The following is a 16,094-nucleotide window of genomic DNA, read 5'->3' as shown; positions in this document are numbered from 1 at the left end:
ACCACCCATCTGTTGACTGAAAAACCGTCCGGATGAACCGGGCGGGGGAGGAAGGAGATTATCATGAAGATTAACAAGCAGACGACCTGGATCGTCATCGCAATGATCCTGGGGGTTGTCGTCGGCTACGGCTGCAACGTGCTCTCGGGCAGCCCGGCCGTGGCGAAGGATATCGCCGGCTATTTCGCGATGGTGACGGACATTTTCCTGCGGCTGATCAAGATGATCATAGCGCCGCTGATTTTCACGACCCTCGTCGCCGGCATGGCTGGCATGGGCGATGCCCGGACCGTCGGCCGCATCGGCGGCAAGGCGCTCGGCTGGTTCCTGATGGCGTCGCTCGCGTCGCTGGCAATCGGCCTCGTCTTCGCCAATCTTTTCCAGCCCGGCGCCAATGTTGGCGTGCCGTTGCCCGATGTCTCGGCCTCGGCCGACCTGAAGACCTCCTCGCTCAATCTCAAGGACTTCATCACCCACGTCTTCCCCCGCAACATCTTCGAGGCGATGGCGAATAACGAGATCCTCCAGATTCTCGTCTTCTCGGTATTCTTCGGTCTCGCTCTCGGCAGCTTGAAGGACACGAAGGCTCGAGCCCTGATCGAGGTCATCGAGGGCGCCGTCCCGGTCATGCTGAAGGTGACGGATTATGTGATGCGTTTCGCACCGGTCGGCGTTTTTGCTGCCGTCGCCAACGTCGTCACCGTCCAGGGTCTCGGCATCCTGATGGTCTACGGTAAGTTCGTCGGCAGCTTCTACGCAACGCTCGTCGTGCTTTGGGCCGTGCTAGTCGGCGCAGGATTCCTGGTGCTCGGCGCGAACGTATTCCGCTTGGTCAGGGAAGTGCGCCAGCCGATGCTTGTCGGTTTTTCCACCGCTTCCAGCGAAGCAGCCTACCCGCGCGTCATGGAGAAGCTGGAAGATTTCGGCGTGAAGGAGCGTGTCATCGGCTTCGTTCTGCCGCTTGGCTATTCGTTCAACCTTGACGGCTCGATGATCTATACAGCCTTTGCCGCTCTGTTCATCTCGCAGGCCTACGGCCTGCCGCTCACCATGGAACAGCAGATCATCATGCTGCTGGTCCTCATGGTTTCGAGCAAGGGCATCGCCGGTGTGCCACGCTCCGCGCTGGTCGTTGTCGCCGCCGTTCTGCCGATGTTCAACCTGCCGGAGGCGGGCGTGCTGTTGATTATGGGTATCGACCATTTCCTCGACATGGGGCGCACCGCCACCAACGTACTCGGAAATGCGATCGCCACCACGGTTGTCGCCAAGTGGGAAAACGCGCTCGACATTCCTGACGAAACGGAAGAGCGCACACGCGGAAGACTGGCCGCAGCCGAATAGCAGGACGCCCAAGGACAGTCTGCCCGCTTTCCCTTAAGAAGGCGGGCAGATGACCGCATACTCGCTCTGCTACATCGGATGTGGTAGGGAGCCGGATCAACAACAACACTGTTGCGGCGTGCGCATCCGCTTCCATTCGTTCCCATGTCGATCGCCTCTTTCATTCGCAAATACGGCTTGCTGCTGCCTGGCCTCGTCGCCGTGGCGCTCGCCGCCGGCATTGCCGGATTTCGCGTCAGCGAGAACCTGGGGCTCGCTGAGTTGCAAAGAACGGGAACCCAACGCCTCGAAGTCTACGCCACCAGCCTGAACAGGCAGATCGACAAATACGCCTACTTCCCGGCGACGCTTGGCCTGGAGCGGGACGTAATCGACCTGGTCGCGCGCGGAAAACCGCTCACCGACACCGTCAACCGCTACCTCGAACAGCTCAACCACCGGGCGGGCACGCTGTCTATCTATCTGCTCGACCGGCAAGGACATGTGGTTGCTGCCAGCAACTGGAACCGACCTGACAGCTTTATCGGAGAGGACCTGTCCTACCGCTCCTACTTCACAGATGGCATGCGGGGCCGGCCCGGCCGGCTCTTCGGCATCGGTATCACCCGCGGCGAGCCGGGCTACTATCTCTCTTCGCCGTTGCTCGCGAATGGCGAGGTTGTAGGCGTTGCCGTGGTCAAGGTCAGTCTTGAACAATTGGAGCAGTCCTGGGCGACCGTCGAAGTGCCCGTCATCGTCACTGATCAGAACGGTGTCGTCATCCTCGCGTCCGTGTCATCCTGGAAATTCACGACGCTGCGCCCGTTGCCGGATCAAGAAAGGCGGCGGCTGGAGCGCAGCCTGCAATATAACGCCCGCCCGCTACCCTCGCTCGGCCTGACGCGCGAGGAGGCTTTCGATGAAAATGCTGTCCTCGTGCGGCTTGCTCCGGCGGCGGACGTCGACGGCGGCTCCAAGTTGTCCGGCAATTTTCTGGCGCAGACTGCTCCCATGGGCGACACTGGCTGGTCGCTGACCGTGCTCTCGCCCGCCGGCGAGGTCAGGGCTATCGCCTGGACACGCGCCGCGCTGGCGGCGATCGCCAGTGCCTTCGTTGGCATCGTGCTGGTGCTGCTCGACCAGCGGCGGCGGCATCTGCGCGACCGACTGCGGGCGCGAGAGGCGTTGCAGCGCGCCCATGACGAACTGGAGCGCAAGGTGGAGGAGCGGACACGGACGCTACGCGCGGCGCAGGACGAGCTCGTCCACGCCGCCAAGCTAGCAACGATCGGCCAGATTTCCGCTGGTCTTGCCCATGAAATGAATCAGCCTCTGGCAGCGCTGCGCACGCTTTCCGGCAATGCGGTCAAATTCCTCCGTCGCGGCGACATCGTGACCGCCGAGCACAATCTGGACCGCATCGGCAGCATCGTCGATGGGATGGGCACGCTCACCAACCAGCTCAAGTCCTTCGCCCGCAAATCCTCCGGCATGCCGGGCCCGGTCGATGTCCGACGCGCCGTCGACAACGCGCTGTTCCTGCTCGACCAGCGCCTGCGCCGCGCAAACGTGATCGTATCCACCGAGATCGGGGCGGACGAAATGACGGCGCTCTGCGACGCCAACCGCCTGGAGCAGGTCATGGTCAACCTGATTGCCAATGCGCTGGATGCGATCGAGGGCGCAGCGGCACCCATGCTGCGCCTTCGCGGCCGACGCGAGGCAGCGCGCGTGATCGTAGAGGTCCATGACAATGGGCCGGGCCTGCCGGAAGACGTGCGCGAGCACCTCTTCGAGCCATTCTTCACGACCAAGGAAAGCAACAGGGGATTGGGACTCGGCTTGGCCATTTCATTGGAAATCGTGCACCATTTCAGTGGAACGCTGTCGGGGGCGAACCATCCCGAGGGCGGCGCGGTTTTCACTGTCGCTCTTCCCGCAGCCGATATCGGAGAAACGCCATGGGCGACAACCTCAAGGTCCTGATTGTCGAGGACGAACCGAACGTCCGGCTCGGGTGCCAGCAGACGCTTGAGCTCGAAGGCATGGCGGTCGAGGCGGTCGAAAGTGCCGAAAAGGCACGGCGGCTCGTTCCTGCGGATTTTCCGGGTGTCGTCGTCACCGACATCCGCCTGCCGGGCGGTGACGGCATGGCCCTGATGCATGACCTCCTACGGCAGGATCGCGACCTGCCGGTGGTCCTGATGACTGGCCATGGCGATGTTTCTCTGGCGGTCCAGGCGATGAAGGACGGAGCGCACGACTTCATCGAGAAGCCGTTCTCGCCCGATTACTTCGTCGAGATCGTGCGGCGGGCGCTGGAAAAACGCACGCTGACGCTGGAGGTGCGCGAACTGCGCGCGCGACTTGAGAACAGGCAATCGACCGCCAGCCGCATCATCGGAGATTCTGCTGCCATCGAGCATGTACGCCATCTCATCGGAGAGCTTGGAAATAGCGCAGCAGACGTGCTGATTCAGGGCGAGACCGGGACCGGAAAGGAGCTCGTCGCGCGCTGCCTACATGATGCGAGCCCAAGGCGTAGCGGCAATTTCGTCGCCATCAATTGCGGCGGCTTGCCTGAGAACCTGTTCGACAGCGAAATCTTCGGCCATGAGCCTGGAGCCTTCACCGGCGCTGCCAAGCGCCGGATCGGCAAGATCGAGCACGCCAATGGCGGCACGCTGTTTCTCGACGAGATAGAAAGCATGCCGATGGCCATGCAGGTCAAGCTGCTCAGGGTGCTGCAGGAACGCACGCTCGAGCGCCTCGGGTCAAACACCCCGATCCTCGTCGACTGCCGTGTCATCGCGGCGACCAAAGTCGATCTGGCAGTACTTGCCGAAAAAGGCGAATTCCGCGCTGATCTCTATTATCGCCTGGACGTCGCGACACTGCCCTTGCCGCCCTTGCGCGAAAGGCGCGAGGACGTCAGTCTCCTGTTCGAGCATTTCGCTTTGCAGGCTGCATCACGCCACGAGCGCCCCGTGCTCGCGCCTGAGGCAGAACGCACGCGATGTCTGCTCGCTTACGACTGGCCCGGCAACGTGCGCGAGTTGCGCAATGTCGCCGAGCGCTGCGTGCTGGGGATCGCAGCCGGCTTCCCGCCCTTTGGTGGGGCGACAGGTACCGCCCCTCGGCCGCTGGCGCGAACCGTCGAAGCCTTCGAGCGTGCCCTCATCGCCGAAGCCCTCGGCCGCAACGGCAACAGCCTGGCCCGCGTCAGCGAGGAATTGCTGGTGCCGAAGGCGACCCTGCATGACAAGATCCGTAAATATGGCTTGTCGTGATGCTGGTCCATCGGCGTTGGGTTACAGTGTGGCTATATCCTTAAGATCGAATGTTGCTCAATCGCTTTCGCCCGGAACGAGAGCCATGGGCCAGAGGATTCGCGCTGCTCTCGTCGGGTAGATGTCTGCAAAGGCTGGCATCGTTGCAAGCAGGGACTCGGCAAGCGCAATCCCGAGGTCGCGCAGCGACAGACTGAAGGATGTCAGACGGGGTGATAGGAATTGCGAATGCGGGCTTTGGCGCCCGATGATCGCCATGTCTCGCCCGGGCTTTATCCCGGCTTCGACAAGCCCCCGATAAAGGCCGACAGTGATTGCTTCGTTGATGAGTACGATTGCCGTTGGCCGGTTCTCAAGCGCGCTCAGTTCGCGGGCGATCTGGTATCCTCCCGCCTCGTTCGGGGTTGAACGAAAAACGTGACGCTCGTCGAGGTGAAGCCCGTGTCGGGCAAGGGTCGCCCGGCACTGATCCTCGAAAACGTAGCCGAGATTCATGTCGTCGTGCGGTCGTGTGACCGCAATGTGCTTGTGACCGCGAGCAACGAGCCGATCGATGGAAGCCTCGGCCATGCCCTCGAAATCCAGATCGAGCCAAGGCTGACCGACATCGGTCAGGCTTCGCCCCAGTGTGATGAACGGGATCTTGCGCTTGGCCAACAGTTCGAAACGAGCGTCGTGGCGCCGGGTCGCCGAAAGAATAATGCCGTCGGCAAACCCACGCGCAACGACGCGTTTCAAATAGTCGTTCGGATCCTCCTCGGAGGAGCAGAGCAGGGCGACAAGATCGAGCTTGTGACGGGCAAAGACGGTCTGAACACCGTCGAAAACGCTCATGAAGAAGGTGTCGCCCTGACCGGTAATTTCCGAGCCGGTCTGCATCATGAAGCCGATGACGCCGGTCGCGCCCTTCCTGAGCGCACGGCCTGATTGATTGGCGACATAACCAAGGGATTCTGCTGCTTCAAGAACCCTTTTTCTGGTTTCCTCGTTGACGTCGGGTTTGCCGTTCAGTGCGCGCGATACCGTGCCGATAGAAATATCGAGGTGTTCGGCAAGTTCGCGAATCCCCTTCATTTTTCCGCGTTCCTCCCCAGACCCGCGACTGGTCATTTTCTCACCTCTTGACATAAAAACCCGTTGCCGCATAGTATCGTAAACGTTTACGGAAGCCAATTGAGGAGTTGCCGCTTCCGTTTCTTGGAGGAAATCACGTGAGACACAGGGCCGTTTTGTGCGGGTGCGGAGCTATGGCCAAAGGCTGGCTGAGGGCGCTGACCGAGGTCAGCGTTCTGCGCGAGAAACTGGAGATAGTCGGCCTTGTCGATCTTGACCAGGCGACCGCGGAAGCGCTCGCCGCCGAGTTCAACCTTGGCAACATACTGATCGGTACGGACCTGCCGGAGGTTCTTCGCGAAAGCCGGGCGGACCTGCTCTTCGACATCGTCGTTCCTGCTGCGCGCCGCGCGGTGGTGGCCGCCGGTCTTGCACACGGCTGCCACGTTTTGAGCGAGAAGCCGATGGCCGCCACGCTCGATGAGGCGCGCGAATTGCGCCGGCTTGCGACCGCGGCCTCGCGCGTTCATGCCATCGTGCAGAACCGCCGCTTCATAGGTGGTGTCCGTCGCATCCGTCGCCTCATCCAGTCCGGCGCCTTGGGCGAGCTGACGGCGTTGCATTGCGACTTCTTCCTCGGTCCGCATTTCGGGGGATTTCGCGAGCAGATGGACAATGTCCTGCTTCTGGACATGGCCATTCACACCTTCGACGCAGCGCGCTTCATGTCCGGCAAGGAACCGCTTGCGGTCTATTGCCACGAATACAATCCTGAGGGTTCCTGGTATCGCCATGGCGCCGCCGCCAATGCGATCTTCGAGTTTTCCGACAACGTTGCCTTCACCTATCGCGGTTCCTGGTGTGCTGAAGGCGCCAACACCAGCTGGGAAAGCGCGTGGCGCATAACAGGTTCGAAGGGCACGTTGCTTTGGGATGGCGGCGAGCGGTTTGAGGCCAATGTCGTCACCGGCCGCGAGGGGTTCCTGCGGGCCGTCGGGCCGATTGCCGTGCCCGAGGTCGAAGACGGTGCGGACACGCACGGCCACGCAAGCGTGATCGAACATTTCATCCGCGCGATCGACGCGGGAACAGTGCCGGAAACGGACGGCAGCGACAACATCAAGAGCCTTGCCATGGTCTTCGGCGCGATCGACAGCGCGCGCGAGGGCAAGCGCGTCACCATTGCAGCCTAGGGAGCCAATCTTGAAGAACCCCAGCAAATCCATCCGCATCGGCACGATGATCTCGGCCACAAAGGGCGGCGCCGACAGGCGCATCAGCCAGATTGCCGACATGGGCTTTGAGAGTTTCGAGCCCTTCTTCTGGCAGACGACGAACGGCCAGGATCTTGCCGAACTTGGCAAACGTTGCGTGGCGGCGATCGGCGACCGCGACATCACCATGTCTACCCTTGGCATGTTCGGCAATCCGCTGGAGACGACGGAGATTGACGAACATACCCTGCAGGGCTGGCGGGACTGCATCGACAACGCCCACCACTTCGGCGCCACCTGCGTCGCCGGTTTCACCGGCCGCCTTCGCGGCAAGCCTCTGACCGACAGCCTGCCGCGCTATCGGAAAATCTGGTCAGAGCTATCAAAGCGTGCAGCCGACAGGGGCGTGAAGATCGCGTTTGAGAACTGCGCCATGGACGGCAACTGGCAGAGCGGTGACTGGAATATCGCGCACAATCCGGACGCCTGGGAGTTGATCTTCAACGAGACGCCGGACGATCATATCGGGCTCGAATGGGAACCATGCCATCAGATGGTCTACCTGATCGATCCGCTGCCGCAGATCCGCAAATGGGCGAAGAAGATCTTCCACGTGCACGGCAAGGACGCCACCATCCGTTGGGACGTCATCCGCGAGCACGGGATCTTCGGCAAGGAGAAATTCGTCTTCATGCGCACGCCCGGCTTCGGCGACACCAATTGGACCGACGTGATTTCCGAACTTCGGCTGGCCGGCTGGTCCGGCTCGATCGATATCGAAGGCTGGCATGACCCGGTCTATCGCGACGAACTGGAGATGACCGGCCAGGTCCATGGCCTGAATTACCTTAAGACCTGCCGGGGCGGCGACTTCGTCATCGACCCGGCCTGAGACGTGCATGTCGGCCGGCATGGAGGATGCCGGCATCGGGATAACCAAAGGAGGAGAAAATGGCTATCCGCGGATCCGCAATCCTGGGCGCTCTCGCCCTTGCAGGTGTCTCTCTGTTTGGACTTTCAGCCAAGGCGGAAGATGTCACGATCAACGTCTGGTCGCTCGATCGCGACATCCAGCCCGCGCCGAACCTGATAGCGGACTTCAACAAGCTGAACACGGGCATCAAGGTCGAATATCGCCAGATCCAGTTCGACGATGTTGTCAGTGAGGCGATGCGTGCCTATTCGACCGGGCAGGCGCCCGATATCATCGCCATCGACAACCCGGAACATGCGCTCTTTTCGTCACGCGGCGCCTTCCTCGATCTCACCGACATGATCGCCAAGTCGACCGTGGTGAAGACCTCGAACTATTTTCCGGGACCTCTTGCCTCCACCATGTGGGACGGCAAGAACTATGGCCTTCCCAAGGCCACGAACACGATTGCGCTCTACTACAACAAGGACATGTTCAAGGCGAAGGGGCTCGATCCGAACAAACCGCCGCAGACCTGGGATGAATTGGTTGATGCGGCCCGCAAGCTGACGGATCCCTCCGCCAACGTCTACGGGCTCGCCTTCTCGGCCAAGGCCAACGAGGAGGGAACATTCCAGTTCCTGCCTTGGGTCCAGATGGCCGGTGGCAGTTACGAGCAGATCAACTCGGAAGGTGCCGTCAAGGCGCTCGACATCTGGAAAACCATCATAACCGAGAAACTGGCCTCGCCGGATACGCTGACCCGCGGCCAGTGGGATTCGACCGGCACCTTCAATTCCGGCAACGCCGCCATGGCGATCTCCGGTCCGTGGGAGCTCGACCGAATGGTGAACGAAGCGAAGTTCGACTGGGGTGTCGCACTGCTGCCGGTGCCCGAGTCCGGTGCGGAGCGTTCGTCGGCCATGGGCGATTTCAACTGGGCGATCTTCTCCAACACGCAACATCCTGCCGAAGCGTTCAAGGTGCTGGAGTACTTCGCCTCCCAGGACGACCGCATGTTCAAGGATTTCGGGCAACTGCCGGCACGGTCCGATATTGCCATCCCTGAGACGGGTGTGCCGCTGAAGGACGTGGCCCTCAAGGTCTTCATCGAGCAGCTCAAATTCGCAAAGCCCCGTGGACCCCATCCGGAATGGCCGAAGATCTCCAAGGCCATCCAGGACGCAATCCAGGCGGCCTTGACCGGGCAGATGACGTCGAAAGATGCCCTCGACCAGGCGGCTGAAAAGATAAAGGCAGTCCTTGGCTAAAGCCTCTGGCAAGGCGGCCTGCAGGCTTCCGGACGGACCGGAACAGCCGGCCGCCTTTCACAAGCGCTTAATCCGCTTGAGGCGCTCGGGCGGAAAAACCGCAAAACCATGCCGGCGAGGCCGGCGTGCTTCTGGTCGTTATAGTTTGCAGGCCGGGTTGTGCGAGCGGTGTATGCTGGCGCCTTGGCGGCGGAGGAGCTCATGAAACGCTTTCTATCCAGCATGATCGACGGTCGCGGCTTCGATATCGGCCTTGTCGGCCTGCCGCTCGCGTTCCTGCTCACGCTCTCCGGTCTCCCGCTGCTCTACAATATCGCCATGAGCCTCCAGGAGGTCGACATGTTCAGCCTCGGGAGCTTCTGGCGCCCTTTCGTCGGCCTCAAGAACTACCGTGATCTGTTCGCGCAGCCGGAAACGTGGCCGATCCTGGCCAACACCGCGACCTTTGTCGTCGCCTCGATCTCCGGGCAGTTTCTCGTCGGTTTCGGCCTGGCATTGTTTTTCTGGACGAACTTTCCAGGCGCCTCGTGGCTGCGGGGCCTTTTCCTGGTGTCCTGGGTGATGCCCGGCCTCGTGGTCGGAGCGATCTGGAACTGGATCCTCTCGGGCGACTTTGGCGTGCTCAACTTTATTCTGCGCGAAACCGGCCTCATCGACGGCAATATCTTCTGGCGCTCGGACCCCGGCTTCTCGCTCTGGGCAGTGATCATCGCAAATATCTGGCTCGGCACATCCTTCAACATGATCCTTCTGTCGGTCGGCCTGTCGTCCATCCCACGGGATCTCTACGAGGCATCCGAACTGGACGGCGCCAATCTCTGGCAGCGCTTCTGGACGATCACCTTGCCGATGATGCGCTCATCCATCGGGGCCATCATCGCACTCGGTCTGATCTTTACGCTGCAGCAGTTCGATCTTTTCGCAGCCATCACCTCGGGAGGACCGAACAACGCTTCGAACGTCACGCAATACTGGGCCTGGGATTTGTCGTTCCGACAGTACGATTTCGCCAAGGGCGCGACGATTTCCGTGATCATGATCGTCTTCGTGATGATCGCCTCGGTCGTCTATGTGCGCTCCACACGGCATGAGGTGCGCGGATGAGCCATCAAACCCGCGACCGTCTGCTGCTCGCAATCGCGATCATTCTCGCCGGCATTTATCTGTTTCCGCTCTACTGGATGTACATCACCACGATCAAATCGGGTTCGGAGATGTTTGCCACTCCGCCGACCTTCTGGCCGAGCGATCCCCAATGGCAGATCTTCGGCAACGTCTGGCAAAGCCGCAACATGGGCCGGTACATCTGGAATTCTCTGGTCATCGCTTGCGGGGCGGTCAGTGTCATCACCGTACTCGGTGTCGGCTGCGCCTATGTGCTGGCGCGTTATCGCAACATCTGGGTCGATATCGGGCTCTTCCTCATTCTCATGCTCCAGGTGCTTCCGGCCTCACTGATGGTCACGCCGATCTTCGTCGGTTTCTCTCAGATCGGACTGCTCAATTATCCCCGCCTTGCGGTGATCCTTGCGATTGCGGCGAAAAGCATGCCGTTCTTCGTGGTTCTGGTGCGCGCGACCTTCATGAGCGTGCCGCAGGAATTGGAGGAAGCCGCCCTTGTCGACGGCAACTCGAGGGTTGGCGCCTTCTTCAACATCGTCCTGCCGCTGGCACGAAACGGTATCCTCGTCAGCGCCATCCTGATTTTCATGCAGGCCTTCGGGGAGTTCGTCTATTCGAAATCGATGATCCAGGCCGTCGAACTGCAACCGGCAAGCGTCGGATTGAATTCTTTCATGGGGCCGAACACCAACGAGTGGAACAATATCATGGCCTATGCGGCGATCTATGTGACGCCGATCCTCGCCATCTTCGTCCTCCTGCAACGCCGCATCGTCTCAGGCCTTACCTCGGGAGCGCTCAAATGACCGCCCAGATCGAACTGACCAACGTCAACAAGTATTATGGTGCCTATCATGCATTGAAGGACATCGCGCTTTCGATTCGCAAGGGCAGCTTCACGGCGCTTGTCGGTCCCTCCGGTTGTGGGAAGTCGACGCTGCTGCGGTCGCTAGCCGGCCTGGAGAGCATATCGTCCGGCACCCTGAGAATTGCCGGAGAGGTCATGAACGCTGTGCCCCCACGCAAACGTGACGTGGCGATGGTTTTCCAATCATACGCACTCTATCCGCACATGACGGTCGAGGAGAACCTCACCTACAGCCTGCGGATCAAGGGCGTCGCAAAAGCTGAACGCAAGAAGGCGGCCAATGAGGTCGCCGCGGTGACCGGGCTTACGCACCTGCTTGGCCGCTATCCGCGTGAGCTTTCCGGTGGACAGCGCCAGCGCGTGGCGATGAGCCGGGCGATCATCCGCCATCCCAAGGCATTCTTGTTCGACGAGCCGCTTTCCAATCTCGATGCGGCACTTCGCGTTCATATGCGCAAGGAAATCCGCGCGTTGCACGACCGTTTGGGTGCCACTTCGGTCTATGTCACCCACGACCAGGTCGAGGCAATGACGATGGCGGACCATGTCGTCATCATGCGCGATGGCGTCATCGAACAACAGGGCAGCCCGCTTGAGCTCTATGACCGGCCGGGCAACAAGTTTGTGGCCGGGTTCATCGGATCTCCGGCCATGAATTTTCTGCCAGCAGTCGGCGGTCCGGATGGCCGGTCGATCATCCTCGATCTCGGTATCAAGCAAACGGTCGCTCTCGAACGCGCCGTGCAGCCGGGGCGAGCCTTGATCATTGGCTTGCGCCCGGAGAACATCGAACTTGCCCCGGCGGATGAGGGCGTTGTCTCGGCACAGGTGGCGCTGGTCGAATCGACCGGGGCGACATGCTTCTTGACCATGGCAACGACGCCTGAGCTGTCGGTGGTCTTCAACGGGCGATCGCAGGCGCAGGCCGGCGATCGGGTCGGACTGAACTTTGCACCCGCCAGCATTCATCTTTTCGACGCAGATACCGAACGGCGTTTGCCGGACTGAGCGCAGATACTGACCGCCCTATAGCGCGTGCGTTGCTTCGATATGCGACTTTCCGGCCGGCCCTTGCCAGTGGCTCAGGAGCGCACCAGCGCATTCCCGTCCGCTTCTTTGAGATAGCTGACAACGGCGTCGGCGATCATGGTCCGATGCCTGCCGATCGTATGTGGCTCTGAGAGGTCACGGCGAAAGATCGTGCCGAACGTGTAGCGGTTGGATACCCGGAAGAAGCAGAAGGCACTGATCAGCATGTGCACATCGATCGGGTCGGCCTTTCGCTTGAACACGCCTTCAGCGATACCGCGCTCCAGAATGCCTGCGATCGTCTCGATGACCGAGACATTCAGATCGCGGATCGCTTCTGAACGCAGCATATGTGCGGCGTGGTGGATGTTTTCGATGCTGACCAATCGCACGAAATCGGGATTGGCCTCGTCGTGGTCGAACGTACTGGAGATGAGGGTGCGCAGCGCCTCTTCCGGCGCAAGGCTTGCAAGCTTCAAATCCTCCTCAAGTGTGCGGATCTTGCGATAGGCGCGCTCCAGCACCGAGAGGTAAAGTCCCTCCTTGCCTCCGAAATAATAGTAGATCATGCGTTTGGAGGTGCGGGTCCGCTCTGCGATGGCATCGACCCGCGCGCCCGCCAGACCATGCGTCGAGAACTCCTCCGTGGCGACGACAAGGATGTCTTCCTTTGTCCGTTCCGGATCGTTCTTCCGACTTGCCTCAGCCCGCCCCGCCATTCTTTCGTCGCCACTCCTCCGGCGCTACCCGAAATTTTCCCAATAAAACCAATTCGAAACGGGCGGGTCACGAGGACTCGTCATCTCGCCTCCGTTGAAAGTCATATTGAGGTTGCAGGGGTCTTTCAAGAGACTCCTCTTGACATACGTACTAGTTCGTACATTTTGTTATGAGCGATTGCGCCTGGAGGAGGTAGTGGTCGCCCCGTGCCCCCGATGCGCATACCGAAGCCGATACAACGCTCGGCGCGCAAAGACGGCACTCTGCTTTGGGAGGAGCGCATGACCCGCATCATCGATTTCTATTTCTTCGCGTTGAAGGTGGCGATTGCCCTGCTGCTCGCCGGGATGGTTGTCCTCGTCTTCGGCAATGTCGTTCTGCGTTATGCCTTCAATCAGGGGATCACGGTTTCCGAAGAGCTGTCACGCATGTTCTTCGTCTGGCTTACCTTTCTCGGCGCCGTCGTCGCCATGCGTGAACACGGTCATCTCGGCGTCGATACGCTCATCAAGCGTCTGCCGCCGACCGCCGCAAAAGTCGCGGTGCTCCTTGGCCATGCGCTTATGCTTTATGCAACCTGGCTGATGATCAGCGGCAGTTGGGCGCAGACGCTGATCAATCTCCACGTCGGTGCACCGGCGACCGGGCTTTCGATGGGCTTCTTCTACGGTGCCGGTCTCGCCTTCGGTGTTCCTGCTTTCCTGATCCTGCTTGCCGACGCGTTGGCGATTGCCACCGGTCGCATCGACGTGACCACGGCCGAACTCGTGCGCGAGAGCGAGGACGAGTTGGCCCTCGACGATCTTCCCGAGCCGGTGCTCGATCCCGTTTCCGCGAAACGCTGAGGAGCTGGCCATGACCGTTACGATCTTCCTCGGTGCACTCCTTGGACCCATGGCGCTCGGCGTGCCGATCGCCTTTGCGCTCATCCTCAGCGGCGTGGCGCTGATGCTTTACCTCGGTCTCTTCGACGCACAAATCGTGGCGCAGAACGTCTTGAATGGTGCTGATAGTTTTCCGCTGATGGCCGTGCCCTTCTTCCTGCTCGCAGGCGAAGTCATGAACACAGGCGGGCTTTCCAGGCGCATCGTCGCGCTGGCGATGGCGATGGTCGGCCATATTCGCGGCGGCCTCGGTTTCGTCGCGATCTTCGCTGCCTGCATCCTTTCGAGCCTCTCTGGCTCGGCCGTCGCGGACGCTGCTGCCCTCGGAGCGCTGCTCCTGCCGATGATGCTGAAGAGCGGTCATGACGCAGCGCGCGCTGGCGGGCTGCTCGCCTCCGCCTCGGTGATCGGACCGATCATCCCGCCGTCGATCGGCTTCATCCTCTATGGCGTCGTTGGTGGCGTCTCGATCACCAAGCTTTTTCTCGCCGGCATCTTCCCGGGACTGATGATCGCTGCGGCCCTTTGCGTCACCTGGCTGATCGTTGCCCGCAAGGAGCAGTTCGAGCTGCCGCCAAGGCAAAGCGGGGCAGTGCGGCTCAAGGCGCTCGTCGACAGCATCTGGGCACTGATGCTGCCTGTAATCATCATCGTCGGCCTGAAGTTCGGGGTCTTTACGCCAACCGAGGCCGGCGTTGTTGCTGCCGTCTACTCGCTTTTCGTCGCCATGGTCGTCTATCGCGAGTTGCCGCCGGCGCAGCTCTTCCACGTCTTCGTGTCGGCGGCAAAGATCACGTCCGTCGTCATGTTTTTGGTCGCCTGTGCCGCAGTCTCCGCCTGGCTGATCACGGTGGCCGATGTCCCCGGTGCGCTTGCCTCGCTCATCGAACCGCTGATGGACAACCAGACGCTTCTCTTGATTGCGATCATGGTTCTGATCGTGCTCGTCGGCACTGCGATGGACATGACGCCGACCATCCTCGTGATGACGCCGGTGCTGATGCCCATCATCAAGCAGGCGGGGATCGATCCGGTCTACTTCGGTGTCCTGTTCATCATCAACAACTCGATCGGTCTGATCACGCCGCCCGTCGGTACGGTTTTGAACGTCATCTGTGGCGTCTCGAAGCTGTCGATGGAAGACCTGATGAAGGGCGTGCTGCCCTTCCTGGTCGCCGAGTTGATCGTCCTGTTCCTGCTCGTCCTGTTCCCCGCCTTGGTGACCGTTCCGGTTACCTGGTTCGGGCACTGACCGAAACTTCAAGCTTCAACACGGCCGGCGGAACTGCCGGCCAAATCTGGGAGGAGAACATGTTGAAATTGACGAAACTGGCCTTGGGCCTTGCTCTGCCGCTCGCTTTGCTGACGGCAGGACCGACGCTTGCCGAGATCCGCGATCAGACCATCAAGTTCGCATCGGCCAACAACAAGGGTCACCCGCAGGTGATCGGCATGGAGAAGTTTGCCGAACTCGTGAAGGACAAGAGCGGCGGCAAGATTGAGGTGAAGCTCTTCCCGGGCGGCACGCTCGGTGGCGACGTCCAGACCGTCTCGGCCCTGCAGGGCGGCGTCATCGAAATGACGGTGCTGAACGCCGGCATCCTCGCCAACAACGTCAAGCAGTTCGGCGCCGTCGACCTTCCCTTCCTCTTCGACAGTGGTGCGGAGGCGGACAAGGTCATGGACGGTGCCTTCGGCGACAGTCTCCTCAAGCTCCTGCCCGATACCGGCCTTGTCGGGCTCGCGTATTGGGAACTCGGCTTCCGCAATCTCACCAACAATCGTCATCCGGTGACGAAGCTCGAGGACATCAAGGGACTGAAGATCCGCACGATCCAGTCTCCCATCCCGATCGAACTCTTCAACACGCTCGGTGCCAATGCCGTGCCGCTGCCCTACACCGAACTCTATACCGCGCTCGAGACCGGGACGGTCGACGGGCAGGAGAACCCGGCCGCAAACATCCTCAACGCCAAGTTCTACGAAGTGCAGAAGTACATGACGCTGACCCGTCACCAGTACAATCCGCAGATCGTGCTCGTCAGCAAGAAGTTCTGGGATGGGCTGAATGACGAGGAAAAGGCCATCCTTGAGTCGGCCGCGACCGAAGCACGCGACTATCAGCGCAAGGTGTCGCGCGAAGCGGACGCCGCAGCTCTCGAGGAAATTCGCAAGACCGGCATGGAGGTCAGCGAATTCAGCCCCGAGGAAACGCAGAAGCTGCGTGATGCCGTCAAGCCGGTGATCGAGAAGTTCAGCGCCGAGATTGGCGCTGAGACGGTTCAGACCCTCTTCAAGGAGATCAGCGTCGCCCGAGGCCAGTAGCCACTGTGGACCTCCGGCCCGCCTTCAAGACAAAGGCGGGCCGGGCTGGGGCGGCAGCTCGGTGCTGCGGACAGAAAAATGG

The 16,094-nt window shown here is 60.8% G+C and carries 14 protein-coding genes; 12 read left to right on the top strand and 2 right to left on the bottom strand.

The genetic code is table 11. From position 1 onward, the window contains the following. Positions 1 to 63: 63 nt before the first annotated feature. The 3 genes from AC3WWH_RS20840 (at position 64) to AC3WWH_RS20830 (ending at position 4,613) form a co-directional block, all read left to right on the top strand. Positions 64 to 1,344 (top strand): dicarboxylate/amino acid:cation symporter, encoded by a 1,281-nt coding sequence (locus tag AC3WWH_RS20840; protein WP_058324371.1) that lies wholly within the window; start codon positions 64 to 66, stop codon positions 1,342 to 1,344. A gap of 144 nt (positions 1,345 to 1,488) precedes the next feature. Continuing rightward, on the top strand, positions 1,489 to 3,309 hold the full coding sequence (locus AC3WWH_RS20835) for a sensor histidine kinase (RefSeq protein WP_058324372.1): 1,821 nt from the start codon (positions 1,489 to 1,491) through the stop codon (positions 3,307 to 3,309). After that, positions 3,285 to 4,613 carry a sigma-54-dependent transcriptional regulator gene (locus AC3WWH_RS20830; RefSeq protein WP_058324373.1) on the top strand — a complete coding sequence of 443 codons (1,329 nt, stop codon included), beginning with the start codon at positions 3,285 to 3,287 and terminating at the stop codon, positions 4,611 to 4,613. The genes AC3WWH_RS20835 and AC3WWH_RS20830 overlap by 25 nt, the downstream gene beginning before the upstream one ends. 57 nt (positions 4,614 to 4,670) lie before the next feature. Here the strand turns inward: AC3WWH_RS20830 and AC3WWH_RS20825 are convergent, their stop codons facing one another. After that, positions 4,671 to 5,687 (bottom strand): LacI family DNA-binding transcriptional regulator, encoded by a 1,017-nt coding sequence (locus tag AC3WWH_RS20825; protein WP_058324374.1) that lies wholly within the window; start codon positions 5,685 to 5,687, stop codon positions 4,671 to 4,673. Positions 5,688 to 5,824: 137 nt separating this feature from the next. On the opposite strand from AC3WWH_RS20825, the gene AC3WWH_RS20820 reads away from it, so the two are divergent. The 6 genes from AC3WWH_RS20820 to AC3WWH_RS20795 all read left to right on the top strand — a co-directional run bounded on the left by AC3WWH_RS20820 (position 5,825) and on the right by AC3WWH_RS20795 (position 12,062). After that, the gene (locus tag AC3WWH_RS20820) at positions 5,825 to 6,859 is read left to right on the top strand and encodes a Gfo/Idh/MocA family protein (RefSeq protein ID WP_082641170.1); all 1,035 of its coding nucleotides are present in this window, start codon (positions 5,825 to 5,827) and stop codon (positions 6,857 to 6,859) included. 10 nt (positions 6,860 to 6,869) lie between these two features. Further along, positions 6,870 to 7,772 carry a sugar phosphate isomerase/epimerase family protein gene (locus tag AC3WWH_RS20815; RefSeq protein WP_058324376.1) on the top strand — a complete coding sequence of 301 codons (903 nt, stop codon included), beginning with the start codon at positions 6,870 to 6,872 and terminating at the stop codon, positions 7,770 to 7,772. Between the two features lie 59 nt (positions 7,773 to 7,831). Continuing rightward, the gene (locus AC3WWH_RS20810; protein ID WP_058324377.1) at positions 7,832 to 9,064 is read left to right on the top strand and encodes an ABC transporter substrate-binding protein; all 1,233 of its coding nucleotides are present in this window, start codon (positions 7,832 to 7,834) and stop codon (positions 9,062 to 9,064) included. Between the two features lie 201 nt (positions 9,065 to 9,265). Next, complete coding sequence (locus AC3WWH_RS20805) at positions 9,266 to 10,168, top strand: carbohydrate ABC transporter permease (protein ID WP_058324378.1); 903 nt, start codon at positions 9,266 to 9,268, stop codon at positions 10,166 to 10,168. Further along, positions 10,165 to 10,992 carry a carbohydrate ABC transporter permease gene (locus AC3WWH_RS20800; RefSeq protein ID WP_058324379.1) on the top strand — a complete coding sequence of 276 codons (828 nt, stop codon included), beginning with the start codon at positions 10,165 to 10,167 and terminating at the stop codon, positions 10,990 to 10,992. Before AC3WWH_RS20805 ends, AC3WWH_RS20800 begins: the two co-directional genes overlap by 4 nt. Continuing rightward, entirely contained in the window at positions 10,989 to 12,062 is a 1,074-nt protein-coding gene (locus AC3WWH_RS20795; protein WP_058324380.1) for an ABC transporter ATP-binding protein, read from the top strand. Before AC3WWH_RS20800 ends, AC3WWH_RS20795 begins: the two co-directional genes overlap by 4 nt. A 74-nt stretch (positions 12,063 to 12,136) precedes the next feature. Here the strand turns inward: AC3WWH_RS20795 and AC3WWH_RS20790 are convergent, their stop codons facing one another. Further along, a complete protein-coding gene (locus AC3WWH_RS20790; protein WP_058324381.1) occupies positions 12,137 to 12,802 on the bottom strand; it encodes a TetR/AcrR family transcriptional regulator in 666 nt (221 codons plus the stop codon). Between the two features lie 282 nt (positions 12,803 to 13,084). Between AC3WWH_RS20790 and AC3WWH_RS20785 the strand changes: the two genes are divergently transcribed. From AC3WWH_RS20785 to AC3WWH_RS20775, 3 genes are read left to right on the top strand one after another with little or no spacing between them, the layout of a single operon-like run. Next, entirely contained in the window at positions 13,085 to 13,648 is a 564-nt protein-coding gene (locus tag AC3WWH_RS20785) for a TRAP transporter small permease (protein ID WP_058324386.1), read from the top strand. Positions 13,649 to 13,658: 10 nt separating this feature from the next. Then, entirely contained in the window at positions 13,659 to 14,939 is a 1,281-nt protein-coding gene (locus AC3WWH_RS20780) for a TRAP transporter large permease (protein ID WP_058324382.1), read from the top strand. A gap of 59 nt (positions 14,940 to 14,998) precedes the next feature. Continuing rightward, the gene (locus AC3WWH_RS20775) at positions 14,999 to 16,012 is read left to right on the top strand and encodes a TRAP transporter substrate-binding protein (protein ID WP_058324383.1); all 1,014 of its coding nucleotides are present in this window, start codon (positions 14,999 to 15,001) and stop codon (positions 16,010 to 16,012) included. Positions 16,013 to 16,094: the final 82 nt, after the last annotated feature.

This window comes from Ensifer sp. EB106-03-01-XG145 (assembly GCF_058792075.1).
Note: the sequence above shows the minus strand (reverse complement) of the source record. Positions and strands in the feature narration are given on the sequence as shown.

Coding starts and splice junctions, on each gene's coding strand:
- AC3WWH_RS20840 (WP_058324371.1), top strand. CDS start 64: ATGAAGATTAACAAGCAGACGACCTGGATCGTCATCGCAATGATCCTG.
- AC3WWH_RS20835 (WP_058324372.1), top strand. CDS start 1,489: ATGTCGATCGCCTCTTTCATTCGCAAATACGGCTTGCTGCTGCCTGGC.
- AC3WWH_RS20830 (WP_058324373.1), top strand. CDS start 3,285: ATGGGCGACAACCTCAAGGTCCTGATTGTCGAGGACGAACCGAACGTC.
- AC3WWH_RS20825 (WP_058324374.1), bottom strand. CDS start 5,687: ATGAAGGGGATTCGCGAACTTGCCGAACACCTCGATATTTCTATCGGC.
- AC3WWH_RS20810 (WP_058324377.1), top strand. CDS start 7,832: ATGGCTATCCGCGGATCCGCAATCCTGGGCGCTCTCGCCCTTGCAGGT.
- AC3WWH_RS20805 (WP_058324378.1), top strand. CDS start 9,266: ATGAAACGCTTTCTATCCAGCATGATCGACGGTCGCGGCTTCGATATC.
- AC3WWH_RS20800 (WP_058324379.1), top strand. CDS start 10,165: ATGAGCCATCAAACCCGCGACCGTCTGCTGCTCGCAATCGCGATCATT.
- AC3WWH_RS20795 (WP_058324380.1), top strand. CDS start 10,989: ATGACCGCCCAGATCGAACTGACCAACGTCAACAAGTATTATGGTGCC.
- AC3WWH_RS20790 (WP_058324381.1), bottom strand. CDS start 12,802: ATGGCGGGGCGGGCTGAGGCAAGTCGGAAGAACGATCCGGAACGGACA.
- AC3WWH_RS20785 (WP_058324386.1), top strand. CDS start 13,085: ATGACCCGCATCATCGATTTCTATTTCTTCGCGTTGAAGGTGGCGATT.
- AC3WWH_RS20780 (WP_058324382.1), top strand. CDS start 13,659: ATGACCGTTACGATCTTCCTCGGTGCACTCCTTGGACCCATGGCGCTC.
- AC3WWH_RS20775 (WP_058324383.1), top strand. CDS start 14,999: ATGTTGAAATTGACGAAACTGGCCTTGGGCCTTGCTCTGCCGCTCGCT.